Source organism: Paenibacillus cineris, from assembly GCF_018333335.1.
Taxonomy (GTDB): domain Bacteria; phylum Bacillota; class Bacilli; order Paenibacillales; family Paenibacillaceae; genus Paenibacillus_AQ; species Paenibacillus_AQ favisporus.
Genome location: NZ_BORU01000001.1, coordinates 3,086,771 through 3,110,159 on the forward strand (window position 1 = coordinate 3,086,771; position 23,389 = coordinate 3,110,159).

The following is a 23,389-nucleotide window of genomic DNA, read 5'->3' on the forward strand; positions in this document are numbered from 1 at the left end:
ATGCAAGAAAAAAATAACCCCTTAAGTACACTCCTGTACTCAAGGGGCCAGACGCCTATGGAATAAAGTATGACATTGTTATTCATCTATCGCCTCTGCGATGATCACCCGTATAGCCTTCTCATCAAAAATACTCATGTACGATTCATCCGGTCGCCGATCGGTAATGATGGTGTTTACCCCGTCGAAGCTGTCGATTCCAATCAAGGTACGGTTGTTGTTGAATTTGCTATGGTCCGCCAGTACGATGACCTCGCTGCCGGAATCCATCATCCGTTTGCGGATATCCGCCTCCACCATCGTGATGTCTCGTAATCCCTCCAACAGGACACCTTTGGGACTGATGAAGGTTTTGGTAGCTCGAAGATCGTTGATCATCTTCTCTGCATACGGTCCAACGAACGTTTGAGTTCTAGGATTTAGCGTGCCGGGGATCCCTATAAGCGTGGCCGTCGTCATTTCTTTGAGCTGTTCGAATATGGGGATGGAGTTGCTGATGATCGTCACATTCTCGATATGCCGTGCCAGATTGGCCAACAGTACTGTCGTTGAGCTTCCGTCCAGAAAAAGGCTGTCCCCCGGTTGGATCAAATCGACGGCAGCTTTGGCGATGGCCGACTTTGTTTCGCTCAGAAGCAAGGAGGTCTCTGAAAAAGTAGGTGATTCCTGCTCATCCTTCACCATCGCTCCCCCGTAACTGCGCTCAATCTTCCCTTCTTCCTCCAGCGTTCGCAGATCAGAACGGATAGTCACCTCGGATACTTGGAATATATCCCTTAGCTCCGAAACCCTTTTAAATCCATTCTCTCGCACCATCTTCAAGATTTCGCTTCTGCGCTGCATAGCATGCATCTTCTCTCTCCACCTCTGTTTTATGTATATAATAGGTTCTGCTTATCGTTTCAATATACAGATATAACTACTATAACAGGAAATAAACCGAAAGAAAACTGTTTGACAATGAAATTAACCGAAGATAAAATCAAGTCACAAGGAAAGCGAATCGAAAGTTACTGAAGCTTGGATCGTATGATTGAGCTGAAGTGTAACGGGGAGGATATACTATGCTGCAAATTATGCGTTATTTTCAGGCCGTAACGGATAACCTGGTTCAAGTCTTGCAAGAGCAGCAGGAGGCAATGCAGCAGACCTCGCGTGTATTGGCGGACACCGTGGAGCAGGGAGGCTCCATCTATATCACAGGATGCAGCCATTCAAGCCTCTTCGCGCAGGAGGTGTTTTACAGAGCGGGGGGCTTTATTCTGATGAATCCCATTTTTTTACCGGGTATGACCTTGGAGACCTTTCCTTCCACGCGCACCACCAAATTCGAACGCATATCCGGGCTGGCCGAGGCTGTGCTATCGGAAACGCCTCTCAGGCAGGGCGATGTGCTCATTATCGCTTCTGTCTCCGGGCGCAACACCGTCCCCGTCGAACTGGCGTTGTGGGCAAAGAATCATGGCGTGAAAGTCATTGCGCTTACGTCGATCGCCTATTCTTCCGATGTCTCAAGCCGGCATTCCAGCGGCAAGCGCTTGTTTGAGCTCGCAGATTTCATTTTGGACGTCATGGGGGAAAAGGGCGATGCGGCGCTGTCGATCAACGGATTGCAGGTCAAAACGGCCCCGCTCTCCACGGTGACCGGAATTACGATGATGCATGCGGTCATTTCGCAGACGATCGAGCTGTTGATTCATCGAGGCTTGACTCCACCGGTCTTCCTATCAGCCAACCTCGAAGGAGGAGATGAGCACAATATGAGGTTGCTGGAGCAATACCGAAACCAAATTCATTACCAATAATCGATCGGGCAGCCTGCTACACGCAAGGAGGAACCATGAAATTCAAGCTGATCGCGCTGGACCTGGACGGCACCACCATTGACCGCCGGCTGCATCTCAGCGACGCAAACCGTGATGCCGTAAACGACGTTATACGCCAGGGGAGCATCGTGGCCATTATAACAGGAAAAATGTTCGCCGCCGCGCTGCCCTTCGCAGAAAGGTTTCAAGGCTCAGCCTACTTGTTCGCCAGCAATGGTGCTAACGTGTACGATATTCCGGGCCAGAAAGAACTGATCTCTTTTCCGATTCGAGCGGAGCATCTTCCCCCAATTATACATACGATCGAAAAGCACCGGGCGCTCTACCGCATGTACACACGTGATGCCATGTTCGCGACGGAGGAATCCCATCTTGTCGATTCAATTCGAAGGGATTATCCGAACCTGCCTGTCTTCATCGGTCCGATTCCCCTGAGCGAGACTTATTATAAAATTTACGTGCAGGATGATGATGACAAGCTAGCCGCTATTGCCCGAGATCTCCAGTCTCTCCCGCTGCAAATCCATCCAAGCGATAACCACAACATTGAAATCACCAACGCGAAGGCTAACAAAGGAGAAGCGCTTCGTTTCCTCAAACAGCATCTTCAGATAGCCACGGAGGACGTGCTTGCCATCGGCAACCATGATAACGATATGCCGATGTTTGCCGAGTCCGGCTATGCGGTAGCCGTTGCTAACGCGCCAGCTTACGTTCAGGAACGGGCACATATGGTGACACGGCACTGTGAAGAAGATGGCGTCGCTTACGCTCTGGCCCAACTCGGAATATGCCGCATGGATCCTATCATCTAAACACGTTAAAACCCTCACCTACAATAACCTGATAGGTGAGGGCTTTATCTTGGCAGACCTTGATACTTCTGTTAATGACTAAACACCAAATTGATTTAAGTGATGGTCTAGGTGCTTGTATAATCCTTTTCCCCATTGCTCAGGAGTCAGTTTTCCAAAAAAGGGATGTGGGTGAGACGTACATTTTTCCGGGCCATTGCTTTGGAATGTTACAATTTTTTGTTTTAATTTTACTTTTTCTGTTTCAAATTCTTTTTCTTCTACAATCATAATTGTAGGAATCGTGGACATGTTGCGGGCTGGTGGCTTGTCATTATAAAACATTGGTTTCACGAACGTTCCAATGAATATGCCTAACCAACCTCTTGGGGGAAAGGTATTGCCCATTGCAATGTCATGGAACGATGAGCAATGAGCTAGCATTTGGGCAACATCCATCTTACCCCATTGAGCGCGTGAATTTGGACTCAATTTGTCTATTCGGCTCAAGATCTCCATAGTGTCCGTTTGATTAAAGATGTTTTTCATCACAGACTCCTTCAATTTATTGACTGACAAATGAACAGCTGGACAGTTACAAAGCTTATTATACCTTTATTCGCATACTCGATTTCTTCGGGATTGCTATTCCATTACAGCAACCTTTGCCTGCAAACGTCTACTGCCTGATAACGTAACGAGGGCAGCCGATGATTTGGGCCGGCTGCCGTCGTGTCATGAATGAGCTATTGTTCACCGACCTTCATATACCCTTGGTACTTCCCCTTATCGATGGTCATGCTCTTCGTCTGTTTTATTTACTGCGGCTATCATATGCCGTCTGATAAATTTCGAGATACCGCTTCAGATTCATAGCATCCAATTGGCTGACATAGCTATCCCAGTCCTGATCCAAACTTGCATCGCCAATCACGAAGCGGGCGATCATTTCATCGACATAATCGTTGATCGTCTTGGCCAAATCCGCAGCCTCGGTTGCCTGCTCATTGGTCAAGAAGAGCGGAGGAAGTGTACTCACATCCGTCGGCTTATAGGGTTCATATTTATTTTTCGTTTCCTGATATAATATAACCTCCAGATCGTCGTCCCCTTTTGCAACCGCAGACAATCGGAAGTCATTGGTACGGAGCGCCGGGCCCGTCTGTGCCCAGTTCACATTTTGCACGGTACCGAACGATTTAAGCTCAGACCATACCGCCGGCTTGCCGTTAATGCCAATCTCCCCTTTCTCCGCATCACGCCACTCCTGCCCAGGACGGCCGTAAACGCTGCGCAGTGTCTGCTCTTTTTCGTATAACCCATCCGCCCAGCGCATCGCCAGCTCGGGATTCTTCGCTTTTTTCGTAATCACAAACGCGCCTGGAGTCAATGCGGTAGTATCCACGGCTGCAAACCGCTTGCCTTCCGGCCCTTTTAATGGAGGGACAGCTTTATATTCAAGCCATCGGCCGCTGTCGCCAAGCAGTTGGGTAAACACCCCTTGGTGCCCGCCCGTGGATGCTCCCATGATGACGGCATCCTGATTTTCGCCCAGCTGAATCAGCTGGTTTTCGTCCTGGGTAAAAGATTCTTGAGCAATCAGGCCCTCTTGGTACAGCTTTTGAATATACCGAAGGCCTTCACGCCACTCCGGCTTGTTATAGCCGACGTCGACCTTGCCCTCCTTGACGAACATATGCTTATAGCCTGATCCATAGATCGGGTTATAGATAAACGAGTTCATGAGGAAAGCGTCGATCGAGGATCTCCACGACTTTTGAGTGATAGCCAGCGGAATTTCATCTTTTTTGCCGTTCCCATTCGGATCCTGTTCTTTGAACGCCTTCAGTACCTGGTACAGGTCCTCCGTCGTTTCAGGCATCTTCAGATTCAATTTTTTGAGCCAAGGCTCGTAGATCCACATCTTTTGGCTCATGGAACAATGATAGCAGTCATTGACTTCCGGCAGTGCATAAATGTTTCCGTCTATAGCTGTGATCATGGATTTAATTTCCGGATTATCTTGAAACATTTTTTTCGTTTGCTGCCCCTGCTTCTCAATCAGATCATTCAATGGAAGAAAAGCGCCCTGCGAGCCATAAATCATTTGCTGTGACGGAGAAATGTTCAGGCCCATAATCACGTCGGGATAATCTTCACTCGCCAGTACAAGGTTCAGTTTTTCCTGCATGCTTTGCTCCGGGACGACTTCCCATTCTATATGCACATTCGTTTTTTCCTCATACCATTTCGTGAATTCGTTCGTTTCGAAATTTTCGACCAGCGGGTTGCCGCGCACCATGACCTTAAGTGTTGTCTTCTCTTGGACCAGCGGGTAGGTGCCTGGCGATGTCAGTTGAATGTCCGTTCCGGATGCATTCCGATCCGGTTCAGCTGGCTTGGATCCAGATTCCGTAGAGCATCCTGCCAGCAGCAAGCTCAGAACTGCAGCCAAACCAATCGTTTTTTTCACGAAGTTCCTCATAACAGCCCTCCATCATATTGGGGTATTAGCCTTTCAACGATCCGATCATGACCCCTTTGACAAAAAATTTCTGCACAAACGGGTATACGACAAGCAGCGGAAAGGATGTGACCACAATGAGCGAATATTTTAGCAGCTCCCGCAATCCCTGCCGTGCAGCAGCGGTTTTGGCATCTCCGAGCATGTCAATATTGACCTCGTTTTGAACCAGGATGTCGCGGAGAACCAATTGAAGCGGATACAATTCCGCCCGTTTCAAATAAATCATCGCGTTAAAATATTGATTCCAGTGGCCTACTGCATAAAACAAGGCAATAACCGCTAGTATGGGTCCGGACAAAGGGAGAACGATGCGGAGCAGGAATCGTAAATCGCTGCACCCGTCCAGTTGAGATGCTTCGAGGAGTTCATCCGGAATCGTCGTCTGAAAGTAAGTCCGCATAATGATCACATTCCAAACGGAAAGAGCAGCTGGAAGCAGCATCGCCCATACAGTGTCGATCATGCCTAGATCTTTGACAAGCAAATACGAAGGAATGAGTCCCCCGCTAAACATCATCGTGAATACGAAGAGCAGCATAAAACCATTTCTTCCTCGAAAATCCTTGCGGGACAGCGGATAGGCTGCCATCACACTGAATACCAAATTGATCCCGGTCCCGGCAACGGTATAAAACATCGTGTTCAAAAAGCCTTTAACGACCATGGCATTTTTGAAGACAGCCCGATAGCCTTCTAAAGTAGGCTCAACCGGCCATAGCCACACCCTGCCGGATAAAACAGCCGTGCTGGAACTAAATGACGCACTGACGACAAATATGAGCGGGTACAGGACAACGATCAAAATAATGGATAACACGGCATAATTCAGTAGGGTGAACCATCGGTCGGCCCCAGCTTCCTTCATTATGGATGGTTTCATAACTTGCATCCCTTTCTACCATAAGCTTTCTTGCTTCAGTTTCTTCGCGGTCTGATTCACGACTAGCAGCAGAATAAAGCCGATGACAGACTTGAAAAGTCCGATCGCCGTTGCATAGGAGAAGTTCATGGCCTGCGAGACCAGGCCGACTTTATACACATAAGTGTCAATGACTTCCGAGGAACGGAGGTTCAGTGAATTTTGCATAAGCAAAATTTTCTCAAAGCCTGTCTCCATCATCTGACCTGTATTCAGAATCAACAGGATGACCGCAATGGGCATAATCCCCGGGAGATCGATATGCCGCATGCGCTGAACCTTGGTAGCCCCGTCCATCACGGCTGCTTCATGCAGCGCGGGATCAATCCCTGAAAGCGCAGCCAAGTAAATAATGCAGGAAAAACCCGTATTTTGCCATACGTTAGACCATACGTAGATCGATTGAAACCAGGAAGCCTTGGCCATAAAATGGTAGGGCCCAAGCCCTGCCCATCCAAGCACCGTGTTAATCATTCCTGTCCGCGGATCGAGGAACTGCAGCAGCAGTCCTACCAGTACAACCAGTGAAATGAAATAAGGAGCATAGGTCACCATTTGAACCGTATTTTTGAAACGGCGGTTCCTGACGTAATTCAGACCGAGTGCAAGGGCAATCGGAAACGGGAAGCTCGCCAGTAATGTGTAGAAACTGATGGAGAGCGTATTTTTCAGCAGCCTCCAGAACTCATGAGACCGGAAGAATCGTTCAAACTGCCCAAACCCGACCCAAGGACTCCCCGTAATCCCTTTGGTCACATTAAATTCCTTGAATGCGATTTGGGCACCATACATCGGCACGTATTTAAAAATGATGATATACAGCAGCGGCAGCAAAAAAAGTGCGTACAACTGCCAGCCTTTTCTCAACTCCTTCAACGTCTTCAGCTTCATCCCCCCCTTACTTTGCCATGTGGTACCGGCCGGTGATCGAAGTATAGAACGGGGAGGAATTCCGGGTAAATCTGCACGTTTTTTGCACTATGCGAAATTTTAGAAAAGGCATTATTCCCGATTTATGGACTATACAAATCTCAAGTGATGAAAGGATTAGGCTTGATTTAAACGCCTGTATTCGGTCGCGCTTACTCCGTTGGCCCGTTTAAACGCACGGCTAAAAGAATTAAGGGAAAGGTAGCCGACGGAGAGGGCGATTTCACTAATAGGCCTGTTTTCTCCGGCGAGTAAGGCTTTGGCCCTGTTCATACGGATATCTTCCAAGTAGTCGGAAAAGTTAAGCCCTATGTGCTCTTTAAAAAAATAGGATACGTACGCCTCGGAAGTACGTGCCTCCCTCGCCAGCATAGCCAGACTGAGGTCCGGATCATGAAAATGTTCGTGGATAAAGGAGGCGAGTTGGACGGCGAGCTTATCGTTATGGCTTTTTTTACGCTGCTCGTTCTGTCTGCACAGCTCAAGCAGTCCCCGTTGAACCATTTCTATCAAAGAAGCCGGATCCATGCGGGGGTCGGCTGCCTTCAGAATGGTATCTATCTCCGGTATCCTACCGTCCGGTCCCTGCTGCCCCCGTTCGCGGCATTTCAAAAGCGTTCCACAGAGTTCCTGTGACAGAATGCGTTCTACAGCAAGGGATGGCTGCAACTCTCCTTTGTTTTTATCCCGAATCATCTGGATCAGCTGTTGAGTTTCCTGGTAATTCCCGGATTTCACCATCTGTATCAGCCTTTGCTCTACGTCGGAAGGGAAGTAGTATGCAGGAACCGTCAACTTCATGTCATCATGAAATATAATCTGTTCTCTTCCGCCCCAATAGGCATGATTCTGGACGAATATGGCCTCCCCAAAAGAACGGTAAATTTCCGTCAACCGGCTCTGCTGTCCGCCGACCGCAATGGTGATTCCGGCTTGGTGCAGACTAAGGATTTGATCAAAAATACGGGTCACCCGGCGTTTGACTTCTTCGCGGCACCGCTCTTCCGTGTCTGCATGGCTGCTTAGCAATAAGGCAAGCTGGTTTTCCCCAAGATCATGAATTTTTAACGAGTCGGGTTCCATCCCTGAAATCCGGTCGGAGACCGCCAGCTTTACAATATCGAGCTCCGTGAGCATCCCCTCATTATAAGGTGCCTGATATCCCCCCAGCCGGATGACCGCCAGCGTATGGCAGGTGCCGCATATGGAAATCTTGGCATGATCCATAGCGTTCTCCACGTCTTCCATAGAGGTAAAGCCGCCCTTTAGAAGCCTGTCAAAAAACACGTTTTGCATGAGCGGGAGCTGCTCATCCAGCCTGCGTCTTAACTCTTCACGGCTGTCAATCAGCGCAGATACCGAATGGTGGATATCCTCCATCGCGTTTAGCCGGAGCAAGCGGTTCCGATTCGTCCCCCTTCTGTCGGCCGAAGGAAGCATCCGCTGGAGCTTGATGACGGGAGTGCTGCTGCGGTAAGCCAGAACAAAGGCCGCGGCAAGCCCCAAAGCCAGCGACGCCGTGAACACACTTAGCGTCAGCTCTTTGATGTAATGTGCCTTTCTGAGTACGACTGCCTCGGGCTGTGCCGCCACATAGGTCCATCCATTGTATCCGGAGGTTGTTTGAGTGATCAGCATATCTTCGCCCTTCCACTGGCCTCTGGAAAACCCTTCTCTAACTGCAAGCGCTTTCAAATTTGAATCCGGAAATACATCTCCAATTTGGCTGATCACCCTCCCGTTCTGATCCGCAATGTAAGCAAAGCCCCCTTGCTCTATATCGATGTGGCCCAGCATCTCCTGAATCTGCTTATTATCGATTAACACCGTAATCATTCCCTGGCTGTCCCTGCTCCCGAAAGACTGCATGTAACTCACTACTGAATATGCTTTGCCTTCATACTTTACCTCAGTACCAGGCATGTAGGTCTTATAATGAAATTCATTGAACAATTGCTTATACCAATCCTCATAAGATAACCCTTCATAATGAAGCTGCAGATCATAAAACTGCCTGCTTGTGTATACCTTTCCCGGCGAAACGACCATACCGCTGTTTTTGTAAGCGATATAATAGTCAACGATAAAATGATTGAAGACCTGATAATCGAACAGGCTTTTTTCGAGTTCCCAGAGCCTGTAGGGATGCGTATCGGAAAAAGGTGATTTGACAAACTGAAACGAGAGCACTTTGGACTCGCTGGACATTTGCCGAGCGATTGTCTCGATTTCGGCAAACCGTCGATCAAGCGATTCCCTGACTTGGCCCAGTACTGCTGAATTCCTTTCCCGCGATTCACTCTCAACCAGCTCCGATGTTTTGTGATAAGCAAACCAACCAACCAGTAGCGAGGCCAATAAAATGACGGCGTACGGCACAAATAAGCGGAATAACAGCACTGCATGGCTACCTGTTGCTTCTTTCAAATGGGTTCCATCCTTTCTAGAGTTATCGGTAACTCCAATATAGCAAGAACCTCGTAACCCGTCATTACTAATAAAAATTATGCACCGAAAAGGCGTGGAGCAAACAGGACAACCTGGCTGTGCTCGAACCGGAAGACCTCTCCTGCGAGGATATGGCAAAGATTCTGACCGAGGTGCTCGGAACGCCGATTCGCTATGAGCAGATGGCACTCGACAGCTACAAGCAATTATTTCTTGGCATGGGCTATACGGAGGCCATGGCCCAGGGCATGGTGGACATGGATATAGCCGGAGCGGACGGGATCTTCGACGCGCTTCAGCGTACGCCGGAAAACACCTCACTCACCAGCTCCCGCCATTGGGCCGAAACGGTTCTAAAGCCGGCTTTCGACGCTATTTGAAAGGAATTTGAGAACCCCAATTCGTAATAGCTGCGGACGATATTATCTGCCCGCGGCTTCTGATGGTTCTTCCAGTTCCCTTAAGAATGGAAATTTCGGAAATATGTACTTCATGTTAAACTTAGATTCTATAATCAAAAGAACCACCCGCAGCTGCAATGGTACCAGTACGTACCCATTTCATTGCCTGCAATACCAAAGGCGATGAATTGTTACCATTGACTTCATCAAAGTCCAGCCAAAATGCCCCTTCTGAATCTTGTCCTTCAAACGATTCAATGGCATTAGCGATCTCTTCTGAATCAACATCAACTTCATATAGAATGGCAATATGATGTAAATGTTCTATTGTATGATCTTGTAAGGTCCACATCACAGAAAAATCACAAACCCCAATATTTTTAAGCTTTCGAACTGTGTATCCCGTTTCTTCCCGGAGTTCTCTTATGATCCCTTGCTCTAAAGTCTCCATTTTCTCTAATCGGCCACCAGGCAAATCATATTTCCCTGTGTAGGGACCTAATACCTTTCGAATAACTAAGATACAGTGATCAGCTGTACAAATTCCATAAACCCCCACATGCCGATGAAGATTGTCATTGATATCAGCCACCCTGCCATTCCCCCAAGCTATCTGTAATTATGCCTACCATTTTATTTTCGGCCTAACATGGTTCAATGTCGAGGATTAATGTTTACTCGTTCAATCAAAAAGAAGAGCGCGGTCCATAACAATGGGACTGCGCTCTCGTTGATATGAGCCCGCTGAGGATGTCCTCAGCGGGTACTTGCATTAGGTCACTTAAAGGTTACTCAGCAATTTCTTGCCTGCCGCAATGGTGTTTGCTGTATTCGCCACACGTTTTCCAAGGGCTTCTCCCAGTCCGAGACCCTTCGTAAATAGCGATTGGATCAGGTCATCGCGGGTATCTTCAACAGGGGATGTCACTCCGACCCCATAATAACTGCCGTACAGTGCATTCTCCGGAATATTAGCCGGCAAGCCGACAACCATCATGCCTTGATGCAGCATCGGTGTAACCAGGTTTAGCAAGGTCGCCTCGATCCCCCCATGAATGGTTGCCGTCGTACAAAATACTGCGCCGATTTTATCAACCAACGTCCCGTTTGCCCACAAATATCCAAGCTTATCGATCCACTCCTTTAAGCCGGAGCTAATCGTGCCGAAGTGTCCGGGGCATCCCCAAATAATCGCATCCATATCGGCAAGATCTTTGACGTTTGCCTTACTTACGTGATTGATGAACACCTCCGTGCCTTCCACGCTTTGGGCGCCTTTGGCAATGGAACGGGCCAGCTGTTCTGTATGCCCCGCTTCACTATCATACACAATATAGATTTTCATCGATTGATCTCCTCTCTTGATCGCTGTTCAAACGCGCTTCTTTATTTGTTTTCCTTTAGGAGCCCGTTCAATTTCTTGAGCGTTTCCCGGTAAGCTTGGTCGGGGGACATTTCTTCATCCGGTTCCGCTACCTCCTGGTTAGTGGCATCCTTCAGTTTCAGCAGCGCCTTCCGGTATTCTTTATCGGTGAATTGCCCTTCGTCTTTCTCAGGCTGAGACGGGGTTAAAAACCCTCGAATGGCATTTCGGAATTCGCTATCCTTGTTTTGCATGTCCGCGTGAGCCGCTACCTCCGCGAGTGCCGGTTGTTCTACCGGTTGTGCTACAGCTGTAGCTGGCGCCGGTTGGGCCGCCGGCTCACTCGCCTCAGGCGCTTTAACCGGTGCCTGCAACGTATCCTCTTGCGGCTTCACCTTGCGGATGAAGAACGCCAGGACAAGCGCAGCGACAGTCAGCCAGGTGGCCACGACGAAGGACTGGTTGATGCCGTAAATGGTCGCCTGCTGCGTGACCTCGGCCATCTTGACCGCGTCTTTCGGGTTGATATGGCCTGCGATGACGAGCTCTTTCCCGTGCGAGGCCGCTCTGTTCGTCATGACCGTGACGAGCAAGGCGGTTCCGAGCGCGCCTGATACGTTCCGGAGCGTCTGAGACATCGCCGAGCCGTGCGCGTTCAGGCGGCGCGGCAGCTGGTTGAGGCCTGCTGTCTGGATCGGCATCATCAGCATGGACATCCCGAACATCCGCGCCGTATAAATGAGCATCATATGGTTGTATGATGAATCGGCTTCCAGATGGCTGAACTCGTACGTCGTGATCGTTGTGATGATAAGACCGGCGACGGCCAGCCAGCGCGCGCCGATTTTGTCGAACACCATGCCCGTGATCGGGGACATGATACCCATCAGAATGGCCCCCGGCAGCAGCAGGAGACCGGAATCAAGCGGCGAAAAGTGGCGGATGTTCTGTAAGAAGATTGGCAGCAGGATCATGCCGGAAAACATCGCCATGGTAATGATGGCGTTAATCAGGGACGTGAGCGAGAACATGGAATATTTGAACACGCGCATTTCGAGCAGCGGATTCTTCACCATGATCGAGCGCACAATGAACAGGATGAGCGCTACTGCGCCGACGGCCAGGCAGATGATGACTTCCTCCGAGTCCCAGCCTTTCGTACCGGCTTCACTGAAGCCGTACAGCAGTCCGCCGAACCCGAGTGTCGACAGGATCACGCTCAGGACGTCGAGCTTCGGACGGGACGTCTTGATGACGTCCTTCATCGAGAAGGCGCCGAAAATCACGGCGATGATCGCAAGCGGCAGCACGATGTAGAACAGCACGTGCCAGTCATAATTCTCGACGATCCAGCCGGAGAGCGTTGGTCCGATGGCCGGCGCGAAAATCATTGCGACCCCCATCAGGCCCATTGCTTTACCACGTTCCTCGACCGGGAAGATGGTCAGCGTGACGACCGTCATAAGCGGCATTAGAATGCCGGCACCGCAAGCCTGCACGAGACGGCCGGCCAGCAGCCAGCTGAAATCGCCGGATAACGCACAGATGACCGTGCCTAGTGCAAACATGGATGAGGCCACCAGAAACAATTTCCGGGTTGTAAACCGGTTAATCAGGAAGGCACTGACGGGCACGAGTACGCCGTTCACCAGCATATAACCGTTAGACAGCCACTGGATCGTGCTTTCCGTTACATTGAGATCCGCCATCATTTTCGGTAGCGCGACGTTAAGCACCGTTTGGCTTAACAGCGCCACAAACGCGGCGATGAGCAAGGAGGCCATGATCGGCCCCTTGCGCAAGTGATTGGATACCATAGTGGTCATGGCTTAAGCTTCTTCCTCTCTATAATTTCTTAAAAGTTGCAGTACTTTTTGCTGGATGCGGTCAAGCTCCCTCTGGTCTTCCTCAGGCAGCTCAAGCAGGGACCGCATCATGTGCAAGCGGGTGGCTTCCGTCTCGCGCCAGAGCGCCATCCCTTTCTCGGAAAGGGTCAGCGTCATCGCTCGCCTGTCGGTTTCAGTCCTCTCCCGGTCCACGAGACCGGCCTTGACCATCCGATCGACGATGCCGCTGGTCGTGCTGTTGCCGAGCTTCACCTTTTCGGCAAGGTCCGAAAGGCGGATCTCAGGGTGCTCCCGCAGCACCCTCAACACGATCAGCTGCAGCGCAGTGAGTTTATGCTTACTCGCCGCTTTGGTCATCAGCTGGAAGAACGCCTGATGGACCTCACGGTAGCTTTGGAATATTTCCAGGATCCGTTGTTCTTGCAACGTTAAGCTCCCTTCGCAAATATTTCGCATGCGAACTATTATCTAACCATTTAATCGATATGTCAATAAGTTCATAGTAGTAAATGTAGTCACGAACGATCTGTTCAACCATGACTGTTATTGTACAGGTTACACCTTCAGATAGGACAAATCTGACTTTAATGTGGTATCAATCGATAGGATAAGGGCTTAATCAACGGGAGCAATGAACCCTTAGGATGACACGTTCAAGTAAGGCTCTAAATGGTTTTATGGTTATAAAAAAAACCGCAGCTACGCGGCTACCCAGCGTGTATGTTCTTGTCGTCTAACATTATTATACAGGCACTTCCACCTCTCCATTCATCCTAATATTTCCCTTAACGGAATTAATATCTCTAATCTGCCAAAAAATAAAACACCCATGATCATTATAATGTGAGCATTTTCAGCAGGAAAATCCATGTAAAAAAGGTTACTGCAGACTCTTGAGAAATTTCAAAATGATCCCATGTAACCTGACACTGTCATGTGTCTGGGTATCGCTCCATCACCATGGATAAAAGGGACTACATCTTTTCGTGCCCGCAGTATTCTTGGGCAGCACCAAAGCACCCGTTAGTTTGACTGCTGTTCAATCAGCATGTCAACTCCCATTCATAAGCAATCATAACCATTGCCCTTTTATACCAGCAAAAAAAGCAGCCTATGATTTGCCGGCTGCTGTTTCGCTGTATGGTCTATTGTCCTCCGTTAGCTTAAAGCTTATTTATTAATTTCTGAATGGCCAAGTGCTGCGTTAATTAAAGAAGTATCAAAATAATAAGGAAATGCTTCTACGACTAAATCGTCCTTAATTTTTAAGATTTGAGCGAAAGGTAATTGAACTTTTTTCTCAGATTGTCTAGCCTTTGCCACTAAAGTCCCCCCCATAAAAAGGGTGTCACCATCTAATGTAGCAACGATGTTCTCAACATTCATGGAACTCCAAGTATTATGCATCGTATTAAAGAGTTTTCCAAGTTCTTCATAACCACACCAATCGCCCGGATAAGGCAGGGATGCAGGCTCATGAACAACGATATCGGGGTGAAAAGCAGATGTTATACCGCTAAAGTCATTTCCATCCGAACGCATAAATTCCATTTCGGCTGAAAACATTCGATCCAATATTTCCATTGCCTTATTGCTGTTATCACTCCAAGTATTATCCATTCATATTATCCTCCGTTCATATTAACCTCCGCTTCATCTGTGATTATAGAACAAAGGATCTTTCGATTTGTTGCTGTGATATCCCGCCTCCAAACACATTCATTCGAACCTTACGCCGGTTGCGCTGAACCGCCGCTGTCCCCTTTATGTATCATATAGACGGTCATTTTCCCGCTTTGTTGCGAAACTATTGTTCATTTTTGATCTCAAAGATTTTTTGCAGGGTACGAATGTGCAGCGTTTTTTCATGATCCGTTTCCTGGAGCTGGTCTCCCGATCCTGCATCCATATAACCTTCTACCAGCCTATAACCGAACAAAAGGAGAATCATCTCATAAACGCAGTTATCCGTTATGTGCGAAATATCCGCTTGTTCCGAAAAGCCCTTGTAATACGCCGGGATACATCTATGGTAGTATTCAACCATGTGTTCAATATCGGCTTCGTCCGCGATAAGGCTTGCCAAATCTTCACCTAAATAGCCCCACCCCGTGGTATCCCAGTCGATGAGTATAATGTTACCGTCTGAATAAATGATGTTTGTCACCCAAAAATCCCTATGGCAAAGCACGATGGGCAGCTTTTCAATACGGTTGAATATTTCGTCTGCGCTTTCATCTATGTCGATGAGCATTTTACATAGATGCTTCGGGATACCGCAATCGTCGGAACGGATATAATCATACACTCGATTCCATGACCGGTAATGAAGATAGATATCCTTCATATACTCCGCTCTGCTCAGATTGGACATATTTTGTAAAAAAGCTGGCTGTTCGGCAAATAACTTGCCCTGGAACCGTCCTAATTCCTCGGCTGCGCGTTCATACATATTGCCGGTGAGGTCCAAGCCCGATATGCCGTCGGTATATTCCATCCATATCTGTGTTTCGTTCTCTTCTTCGTTTATTTCCACGTGATAACATTCGGGCCAACGGAATGATTCAGAAAACAAGGCGCCAAAATTGGACATATAAAAATCATATTCTCTGCGCCATGAATCGGGATCCCTGTAGCGTTCCCATTTCCTCTGCGTTTTTACAACGATGTTATAGGTGATTTCTCTGCCATCTGTGGTTTTGGCAATGCCCGTTACAAGCTGTACATTACCTACTGTACCGCCATGTAATGGTTTGGTATGGATATCGGCACAGATGATTTCAGTACCGAGCATTTGGCTTATTACTTTTGTCAGCGTTCCGGCTTTGATCCCGCTCATCATGAAGTCCTCCAATCTTTTAACAAGGTAACCCTTTGTCGTACTTCAAGTTTAGGCTGCCATCCTGTACAAATGAAGGGAAAAAGTAATTTTAAAAAAACTTCCCCTGAATGGGGATTTTTGATCCGATGTACTTGACTATGACGTAAGGTCATAGTGCATAATTCTCACTATAAATTAATTGGGGTGAGAGAAATGAATATAAGAACACTACGCTCAGATCGTATTTATCAGAAAGTTGCCCAAGCATTGCCCGAGGACAAACTCGAATTATTCAGAAACGAAATGATGGCTCCCTTTATGAAACAATGGCAAATTCAACAGATCCCTTTTAAAGCTGAAGAGGCGAATGGGTTTGACGTTATTGCGTTTAACAGCATGATGCATCGATCCCCGGATCAGATTACCCCTCAGATATCGGCAGAGATCGAGCAGATTTCGTCCGAATCTTTTTGGTTAGAATGTGAGCATGCTGTGAAGAAAAGCCTGGATCTATTTGCAGAGCATGGAATTGACCTCCCCGTATCCGAATATTTGTTTACCGTGCAGCTAGGGAATCCGGAAAGCCGTGCTCTAACCATAAACGAAGGATATAGCGGCTTTGGGGGCATTCCCGGGTTTATCTGGGGCACGCTCTTGCCTAATGAATACACCATCCCTCGCATGAAGGTTGCGCTGGCGCACGAATGCAACCATAATGTGAGATATCAATTTATTCAGTGGGATCACACCGTTCATTTAGGCGAGCTCATTGTCAGTGAAGGATTAGCTGAAAACTATGCTGCGTTCATGTTTGGCGAAGAATGGCTCGGCCCTTGGGTAACGAAAACAAACGCAGACACCCTTAACAGGCACATTAAGCCTGTGATTAGAGAGAAATTGCACGTAACAGGTTTTGATCAAATCGCTCCGTATCTTTACGGCGACGAGATCGCAAAACTTCAAAACTTTAAACCGGTCAATATGCCTTATAGCGCTGGTTACGCTTGCGGATATTATTTAATCCAATATTATTTAAGGAAAACAGGAAAAACAATCTTTGAGGCAACGATAACGCCCGCTGCTCAAATACTAGATGAAGTCGAAGGATTTTGGGATGAAGAAACCATTATTAACGGTTAATGATATTGTTCAGATTACAGGCATTACAGCACGGACCCTGCATTATTACGATAGAATTCATTTATTTAAACCGACACATCTGACAGAAAAAGGGTATCGACTATACGATCGAAGCAGTTTGGAAAAACTACAAACGATTTTGTTCTTAAAGGAATTGGATTTTTCCTTGAAAGAAATTGCCAACATTTTAAAGCTGACTAAGCAAGAACAGAAAAAAATATTAAAGAAGCAAGGACAAACCCTATTATCGAAAAAGCAAAGACTGGAAAACATCATGGCGGCTCTCGAAGAATATGTGTCGGGGAATGATATTAGTCATTTGCAAATCTTCAACAGTACTTCCGCTCTGCCATTGAGAGAACAATATGCAAATGAGGCAAGATTCATTTACGGTGAGACAGAGGCGTATCAAGTGTACAATGAAACGTTGGAAGCATGCTCACCCGAAGAAAAAGAGGAACGTTTTTCAGCCATGGAGGAAATATTCAAACAAATGGCGGCTTGTATCCATCAGGATCCTTCCTCCGAAGAAGTGCAGCGATTCATCGAAGAGTGGAAAAAAATTTTACTGCAATTCATGCCTTGTGATGCGGAGTTACTGGCTTGCATTGCCAATACTTATAAATTCGATACACGATTCGCAAGCTACTATTATCAATATAGTACTGAGGATTTAGCAGATTTTCTTTACCGTGCAATCATGTACCATGTCAATCGGTTGAGCGATGCTGAAACAGACAAGTAATAAGTCCACTACGGAAACCGCAGGATGCATGACATCAATGTCATATCTTGCGGTTTCATTTATAAAATTCGCCTCTGCTGCTGATATAGAGTAAGCCATCAGGGCTCTGGAGCGGATTTTTTTTACTTATAATAAAGCAAGCGGGTAGCGTAAGCATTGCGGTATTCCGATGGGGTCAGACTTGTTTTTTTCTTGAATGCTTTCATGAACGAATGGCTGTTTGAAAATCCCAATTGGTTGGCGATTTCGGTAATCTTCCGATTCGTATCCGTTAACAGAAACTTGGCCGCCTCCATCTTTTCCTGCATGATATACTGCTTCAAGGAAATGCCCGCTATGGAAGAAAACAAGCCCGTCAAGTATTTGGCGTTATACCCGAAATGCTTGGCCAAATGTTCAACCTTCAAATTTTCTTCCTTGTACCACTTGATGTAATCCACAATGTCATTGTACAGCTGCTGCTTCTCCGGTTTGGCGGGTTGATTCTGAACGAAAAACATCTGATTGTAAATCTCACACAAGACACCGGTTGTCAAATAATTGTTCAAGTTTGGTTCTCGGTAGCTCCTGACGGAATCCTGCAATTGCTTGAGCATGACGGTCAGTTTGTTGGGGCTGCGCAGGGTGCCGTACTCTGGAATCGCGATGACCTCAGGATCACAGGCTTGCTCAAGTTCATCGGCAGTGATGCTTTCCGTTTCCCCGCGCGCCGAGAAATGCAGCCAGTAAAAACTGCAGTCCGACGCCTGATAGCCGTATTGATGCGATCGAGGCGGCATCAGCAGGAATTCCCCTTCTCTCAAGGCAAATTTCTTCGCATTGCATGAAATGTACAACGTTCCGCGAGTCTGGATAAACAACTCATACTCCATTAAGATCCGGTTCATATGCTGCCACTCCGGAGACGGAGACATAAATTTCCCGGTCATCACCATTTTCACCGGGCCATCCACCCGGAAGCGAAAATAATTCATCGTCGGTCTCTCCCTTGCGATCAAACCTTTATACACTAAGCGTATGAATAAGATACCAAACTTGGAGAGGTTTATCCATGATATTCTCAAGTAAATCTAAAAATCATGCTGAAGCAGATGTAAGCTTAAACTGCTGACATTTTGACACAAAAAGCGACCTTCTATTATTTAACGAAAAGTGAGGAAAAGGTACACTTGATGTACTCTCCACTGAAGGAGAAACTTGGTACAGAAAGGACCGATCGGGGAAATGAAATTACACGATTTTGGTTTGAATCAGGTCGTGCTGACTGGAGATTATCTTATGAATGCCTTTACAAAAGAGGTCGCTTATTTATTAAGCTACGATCCAAATCGCCTGCTGGCCGGATTCCGGGAAGTTGCGGGACTGCCGTCCACAGCCGAGACTTACCCTGGCTGGGAAAAAACAGAGATTCGCGGCCATACCATGGGACACTATCTGTCAGCATGCGCGCAGGCCTATGCCCAGAGCCGGAACGACAGGATCCTCGCTAATTTAGAGTATCTTGTATCCGAATTGGCCGGTTGCCAGTTGCATAACGGGTATTTGTCAGCATTTCCCGAAACGCTGTTCGATAACGTGGAAAATCGGATTCCGGCTTGGGTGCCATGGTATACCATGCACAAGATCATCGCCGGACTCATCGATGTTTATCAATCGACCCGATTACAAGCCGCTTATGACCTCGTCAATAAACTGGGCGATTGGGCAGCGGATCGGACTTCCCGTTGGTCCAAAGAATTGCAAAAAACCGTGCTGGCTGTGGAATACGGTGGGATGAACGATTGTCTCTACAACTTGTATCAATTGACCGGAAATCCCCGCCATGCGGAAGCCGCCCATCAATTTGACGAAATCAGCCTGTTTCAGGCCATTTGGAAAGGCAAAGATATATTGAAGGGCAAGCACGCCAATACAATGATCCCCAAATTTGTAGGAGCCCTGAACCGATATTTAACATTGGGAGAAAGCGAAGTTTTTTATCGGGAGGCTGCCGAAAGATTCTGGGACATGGTCGTATACCACCACAGCTACATAACAGGAGGCAACAGCGAATCCGAGCATTTCGGACAGCCTGATCAGCTCGATGCCAGACGGTCCGATATCACATGCGAAACCTGCAATAGCTACAATATGTTGAAGTTGACGCGGGAGCTATTCAAGCTTACCCAGGATGTGAAATACGCTGATTTTTACGAGACAACATATATCAACGCTATCCTTTCCTCCCAAAACCCGGACACAGGAATGACGATGTATTTTCAGCCGATGGCGACTGGTTATTTCAAGGTGTACAGCTCTCCGTTTGAGCACTTCTGGTGCTGCACCGGGACCGGCATGGAGAGCTTCACCAAATTGAACGACAGCCTTTATTTTCACTCGGGTGACCGGTTGTATGTCAATCAATTTATAAGCAGTACACTGGATTGGGCGGAGCAGCAGGTGAAGATCACGCAAAACTCTGACGTTCCATTCAGCGATACGGTTCAACTGACTTTTGAGCTGACCGATACCTGCAAGAAGGAACGACACTTGTCCGTTCGTATTCGCATCCCTTATTGGACCGCAGGCGAACCAACCATATCCCTGAACGGAGCGAACATTCAACCGGAAGTCAGGGATGGTTATGCAATCATTGACCGGTTATGGAAAGATGGCGACTCGTTACATATGCGCATCCTGATGAAAGCCGATTACTCCAGTTTGCCTGATGCACCAAATGTGGTGGGATTTCGTTATGGTCCGGTCGTTCTAAGTGCCGGATTGGGCCAAGATGATTGGGTTGAATCGAAAACAGGGGTTAACGTCAGTATCCCTACCCGGCGAATGCTCATAAAAGATTTCGTCATCCCGCAAGGTATGACTGTTCAGGAATGGTTTGAAGGCTTCGACCGGCATTTCATCCAAAAAGACGGCGAGCTTTCCTTTGTGCTCCGAAATACGGATGAAGACAATCGATTAATCTTTACCCCACACTTCAAGCAGCATAGCGAGAGATACGGCATTTATTGGAGGTTCGTTGAAGCCAATTCGAACAGCCTGCAAGAACACCTGGAGAAATCTCAGCAAGAGCAGCTGATCAGGGAAGCCACGATCGACGGTATCCAGATTGGAAACGACCAATATGAGCTGCAGCATCAAGTTAAGGGTGAACGGACCCATGCCGGAACTTGGGAAGGCCTGAATGGGAGACGAGCGGAACCAGGCGGTTGGTTCAGCTATGAATTAAAGGTAGACCCGGAAGTAAAAAACGGTCTCTCTGTTACTTTCAGCCACGGGTCCAGAGCCGGGGGCGTCGAGATTTGGGTGGACGGAAAACAGCTTGCTACCGAATCGGTTCCGTTGGAAAGAAAACGGGCTTTTTATGACAAAATGTTTGAAATCCCTGCTGAAATGACCGCAGGCAAAGCAGCGGTTGAAGTAAAGTTCTCCCCGATCCAGAATTTAAACGGCATCTATGGCATGTTACGGTCTGTGAAGCTGTGACAAGCTAATTATACATGCTAATGCTTAACATCGAATGACCTGAAAAGCCTTCCTGTCGGGAGGCTTTTTATACATATCCGTAACATATGAAGAAGATCATCTCATTTAACAACTTCATCCGGTAAATAAAAAAACCATGAAATTCAAGGCGATTGAATTTCATGGCAGCTTAGAAATCATTTTATCTTCTAGCATTGAATCCGATAAAAGCTTTTGTGTTGAAATCGAACACGGCGGTCAGCGGCCCAAGCAGCTCGTCTTGGTCGGTGTTGTAAGTCACCGTCACAACGCTTCCGTTCGCAGCCTGGACGTCATCAAGCAATTTCTTCTGCTCGGCCGTAGTAGCTAATACACCAACCTCTTTAGAAGAGACAATTTGAACAGGTGCCTCGTTTTGCTTTGTCGTAATATGGGAAACTTGCGAACTCACCTGCGCCCATGCCAAGTTGCGGTATTCCTGCGCTGTCTCCGGCGACATTTTCAGTCCGCCTGCAACGGGTGCTTGAGCCTGTACCACTAGGAGGAAAAGCGGGCTTTGTGGAGGAAGGCTTTGCATCATGAGTGGGCCGTAGTACGCTGTTACTTTCGTACCTGTCTTCAGGTCCTCCCAATTCAAGGACTCCCCTTGAGATGTCATGACACGCGTTTCCTTACCTGCGTTCAAAAGCAAATTGTCGCCTAATTGAACCTGCCAGCCGTCATCCGTGTGTTTCACGGCTTTGATGGTATCTTCTTTGACCGTGCGATCTGCGTGAACTTGAACACTCACAGCTTGCGCTTGGCCCGGGAAGCTCGTCGCCATCGCAGGTCCGAACGCTGCATCGATTTGTGTGCCGGCTTTCAAATCGGCTGGGGTTAGCATTTTGCCGTCCAGGCTTTTAATAGCCGTCGATTTGTCTACGGTCAATATGACCCATGTGCTGCCGAGCAGCTCGATCCGGTACTTCCCGTCTTCATTGGCCTGCACGCTTACGATTACACCGGAGGCACGCATCAGGTCAACCGCTTCGCCGAGCTCAATTTCTTTGCTCGCTTCGTCGTAATTTAATGTATATCCAAGCTTGGCCGCAGCATCACGGACTGGAATATACAGTTTACCATCAATAGATACAGGCGTAAGCATGCTGTCTTGTCCATTAATAAGAACCTTTGTATCTTTTTGAAGGTAACCTGTAACCTTTTCAACTAAAGCGTCAGCTTCGACTGCGGCCGTTGTGCCGAGTACCCCCGCCAAAGTGAATAATACCGTTAGTTTAGCTCGTTTCTTGTTCATAAAAAAGCTCCTTCCGATCCTGAGATGGATGACGTCTACCTGCTAACAATCCATCAGACGGAAGCGGCTTCAAATAGGTTGCAGCCATTTGCAAGCTTCACTTTTTCCTCTGTATATATTGAGAAATGAAAAACAGCCGGCTAAACTAGCTTAACAAAGAGGTTCTCCAGAATCATCCTATGTATAAATAATGTTGTACGTCGGTTTGGTAACACCATTAGAGTACTGTTTCATGTCCACTAATTTCAAGTTAAGACGTGGCTTTACGCTTCCAAAGAGAGGAACACCTTCACCCACAATAATTGGATTAACCTTCAGTACTAATTGATCAATGAGTTTATGTTTAATCAACGACCCCGCTAATTCCCCGCCTCCACATAACCAAATTTTACCGTTCCCTTGTTGTTTGAGATTCTTAATAAATTCTATTGCATCACCATGGATAAGTTCGACCTCTTCGTTTGACTCAAATTGCATGGATTTTGAAAATATGTAATGTTTAATGCCCTTATAACCCGGTTCACCTGGTTTAGCACCGAATTGAAATCCAAACTCATATGTTTTTCCACCCATCAATACGGCATCGTATTGTTGAATATCTGTTAAAAAGTCTGGAACATGATCCCCTTCAAATAAAAAGCTTGACTCATGAATATCTCCATCCATCATACCTTGATCCGCAATAAAGTTATCTAATGAAACGGCAACATGATAAATCAGTTCAGCCATTCAGTCATCCCTCCCCAAAAATATATGTTCCTTATTTATTCCTTATTTATTCTACTTGCCGGTTTCATTTCCTTGTTCGTTTCCGCTGTCACAATCCAGAGCCCTTCAGCGTCTTATGTGTAGTTCAAAAATTGACGTATGAC

General features: G+C 47.3%; 21 protein-coding genes. 6 read left to right on the top strand and 15 right to left on the bottom strand.

Annotation, left to right across the window (positions count from 1 at the left end; genetic code table 11):
- Window positions 1–78: 78 nt before the first annotated feature.
- Window positions 79–852 (bottom strand): DeoR/GlpR family DNA-binding transcription regulator, encoded by a 774-nt coding sequence (locus tag KI379_RS14330; protein ID WP_076164900.1) that lies wholly within the window; start codon window positions 850–852, stop codon window positions 79–81.
- Between the two features lie 212 nt (window positions 853–1,064).
- Here KI379_RS14330 and KI379_RS14335 point away from each other — a divergent pair, with 212 nt between their 5' ends.
- Together KI379_RS14335 and KI379_RS14340 are read left to right on the top strand one after the other, a co-directional pair.
- Window positions 1,065–1,805 (top strand): SIS domain-containing protein, encoded by a 741-nt coding sequence (locus KI379_RS14335; protein WP_076164897.1) that lies wholly within the window; start codon window positions 1,065–1,067, stop codon window positions 1,803–1,805.
- A gap of 35 nt (window positions 1,806–1,840) precedes the next feature.
- On the top strand, window positions 1,841–2,641 hold the full coding sequence (locus KI379_RS14340; RefSeq protein ID WP_076164895.1) for a Cof-type HAD-IIB family hydrolase: 801 nt from the start codon (window positions 1,841–1,843) through the stop codon (window positions 2,639–2,641).
- Between the two features lie 78 nt (window positions 2,642–2,719).
- Here the strand turns inward: KI379_RS14340 and KI379_RS14345 are convergent, their stop codons facing one another.
- The 5 genes from KI379_RS14345 to KI379_RS14365 all read right to left on the bottom strand — a co-directional run bounded on the left by KI379_RS14345 (window position 2,720) and on the right by KI379_RS14365 (window position 9,423).
- Complete coding sequence (locus KI379_RS14345) at window positions 2,720–3,169, bottom strand: DUF1569 domain-containing protein (protein ID WP_145132980.1); 450 nt, start codon at window positions 3,167–3,169, stop codon at window positions 2,720–2,722.
- A gap of 265 nt (window positions 3,170–3,434) precedes the next feature.
- The gene (locus tag KI379_RS14350) at window positions 3,435–5,105 is read right to left on the bottom strand and encodes an ABC transporter substrate-binding protein (RefSeq protein WP_076164889.1); all 1,671 of its coding nucleotides are present in this window, start codon (window positions 5,103–5,105) and stop codon (window positions 3,435–3,437) included.
- A 25-nt stretch (window positions 5,106–5,130) separates the two neighbouring features.
- A complete protein-coding gene (locus KI379_RS14355) occupies window positions 5,131–6,027 on the bottom strand; it encodes a carbohydrate ABC transporter permease (protein ID WP_076164886.1) in 897 nt (298 codons plus the stop codon).
- Window positions 6,028–6,042: 15 nt separating this feature from the next.
- On the bottom strand, window positions 6,043–6,957 hold the full coding sequence (locus KI379_RS14360; RefSeq protein ID WP_163875335.1) for an ABC transporter permease: 915 nt from the start codon (window positions 6,955–6,957) through the stop codon (window positions 6,043–6,045).
- A gap of 156 nt (window positions 6,958–7,113) precedes the next feature.
- Window positions 7,114–9,423 carry a helix-turn-helix domain-containing protein gene (locus KI379_RS14365; protein ID WP_212983975.1) on the bottom strand — a complete coding sequence of 770 codons (2,310 nt, stop codon included), beginning with the start codon at window positions 9,421–9,423 and terminating at the stop codon, window positions 7,114–7,116.
- Between the two features lie 119 nt (window positions 9,424–9,542).
- Between KI379_RS14365 and KI379_RS14370 the strand changes: the two genes are divergently transcribed.
- The gene (locus KI379_RS14370; RefSeq protein WP_212983976.1) at window positions 9,543–9,824 is read left to right on the top strand and encodes a hypothetical protein; all 282 of its coding nucleotides are present in this window, start codon (window positions 9,543–9,545) and stop codon (window positions 9,822–9,824) included.
- 121 nt (window positions 9,825–9,945) lie between these two features.
- Here KI379_RS14370 and KI379_RS14375 read toward each other — a convergent pair whose 3' ends face one another.
- The 6 genes from KI379_RS14375 to KI379_RS14400 all read right to left on the bottom strand — a co-directional run bounded on the left by KI379_RS14375 (window position 9,946) and on the right by KI379_RS14400 (window position 15,894).
- Window positions 9,946–10,437 carry an NUDIX hydrolase gene (locus KI379_RS14375; RefSeq protein WP_244879291.1) on the bottom strand — a complete coding sequence of 164 codons (492 nt, stop codon included), beginning with the start codon at window positions 10,435–10,437 and terminating at the stop codon, window positions 9,946–9,948.
- A gap of 189 nt (window positions 10,438–10,626) precedes the next feature.
- Complete coding sequence (locus KI379_RS14380) at window positions 10,627–11,190, bottom strand: NAD(P)H-dependent oxidoreductase (RefSeq protein ID WP_076164879.1); 564 nt, start codon at window positions 11,188–11,190, stop codon at window positions 10,627–10,629.
- Window positions 11,191–11,231: 41 nt separating this feature from the next.
- Window positions 11,232–13,034: a DHA2 family efflux MFS transporter permease subunit gene (locus tag KI379_RS14385; RefSeq protein WP_212983977.1), complete on the bottom strand. Its 1,803-nt coding sequence runs from the start codon at window positions 13,032–13,034 to the stop codon at window positions 11,232–11,234.
- 3 nt (window positions 13,035–13,037) lie between these two features.
- On the bottom strand, window positions 13,038–13,481 hold the full coding sequence (locus KI379_RS14390; protein WP_076164873.1) for a MarR family winged helix-turn-helix transcriptional regulator: 444 nt from the start codon (window positions 13,479–13,481) through the stop codon (window positions 13,038–13,040).
- Window positions 13,482–14,225: 744 nt separating this feature from the next.
- Entirely contained in the window at window positions 14,226–14,675 is a 450-nt protein-coding gene (locus tag KI379_RS14395; RefSeq protein WP_212983978.1) for a nuclear transport factor 2 family protein, read from the bottom strand.
- Between the two features lie 187 nt (window positions 14,676–14,862).
- Entirely contained in the window at window positions 14,863–15,894 is a 1,032-nt protein-coding gene (locus KI379_RS14400; RefSeq protein ID WP_212984736.1) for an aminoglycoside phosphotransferase family protein, read from the bottom strand.
- Between the two features lie 195 nt (window positions 15,895–16,089).
- On the opposite strand from KI379_RS14400, the gene KI379_RS14405 reads away from it, so the two are divergent.
- Entirely contained in the window at window positions 16,090–17,016 is a 927-nt protein-coding gene (locus KI379_RS14405; protein WP_212983979.1) for a DUF2268 domain-containing protein, read from the top strand.
- Complete coding sequence (locus tag KI379_RS14410) at window positions 16,991–17,761, top strand: MerR family transcriptional regulator (protein WP_212983980.1); 771 nt, start codon at window positions 16,991–16,993, stop codon at window positions 17,759–17,761. Before KI379_RS14405 ends, KI379_RS14410 begins: the two co-directional genes overlap by 26 nt.
- A 122-nt stretch (window positions 17,762–17,883) precedes the next feature.
- On the opposite strand, the gene KI379_RS14415 is transcribed toward KI379_RS14410, so the two are convergent.
- Window positions 17,884–18,735, bottom strand: coding sequence for an AraC family transcriptional regulator (locus tag KI379_RS14415; RefSeq protein ID WP_076164862.1), 852 nt, complete (start codon window positions 18,733–18,735; stop codon window positions 17,884–17,886).
- A 223-nt stretch (window positions 18,736–18,958) separates the two neighbouring features.
- On the opposite strand from KI379_RS14415, the gene KI379_RS14420 reads away from it, so the two are divergent.
- Window positions 18,959–21,244: a beta-L-arabinofuranosidase domain-containing protein gene (locus tag KI379_RS14420; RefSeq protein ID WP_244879293.1), complete on the top strand. Its 2,286-nt coding sequence runs from the start codon at window positions 18,959–18,961 to the stop codon at window positions 21,242–21,244.
- Window positions 21,245–21,425: 181 nt separating this feature from the next.
- Here KI379_RS14420 and KI379_RS14425 read toward each other — a convergent pair whose 3' ends face one another.
- Both KI379_RS14425 and KI379_RS14430 read right to left on the bottom strand, forming a co-directional pair.
- Window positions 21,426–22,517 carry a hypothetical protein gene (locus tag KI379_RS14425; RefSeq protein WP_212983981.1) on the bottom strand — a complete coding sequence of 364 codons (1,092 nt, stop codon included), beginning with the start codon at window positions 22,515–22,517 and terminating at the stop codon, window positions 21,426–21,428.
- A 177-nt stretch (window positions 22,518–22,694) separates the two neighbouring features.
- Entirely contained in the window at window positions 22,695–23,246 is a 552-nt protein-coding gene (locus tag KI379_RS14430; protein WP_089547557.1) for a dihydrofolate reductase family protein, read from the bottom strand.
- Window positions 23,247–23,389: the final 143 nt, after the last annotated feature.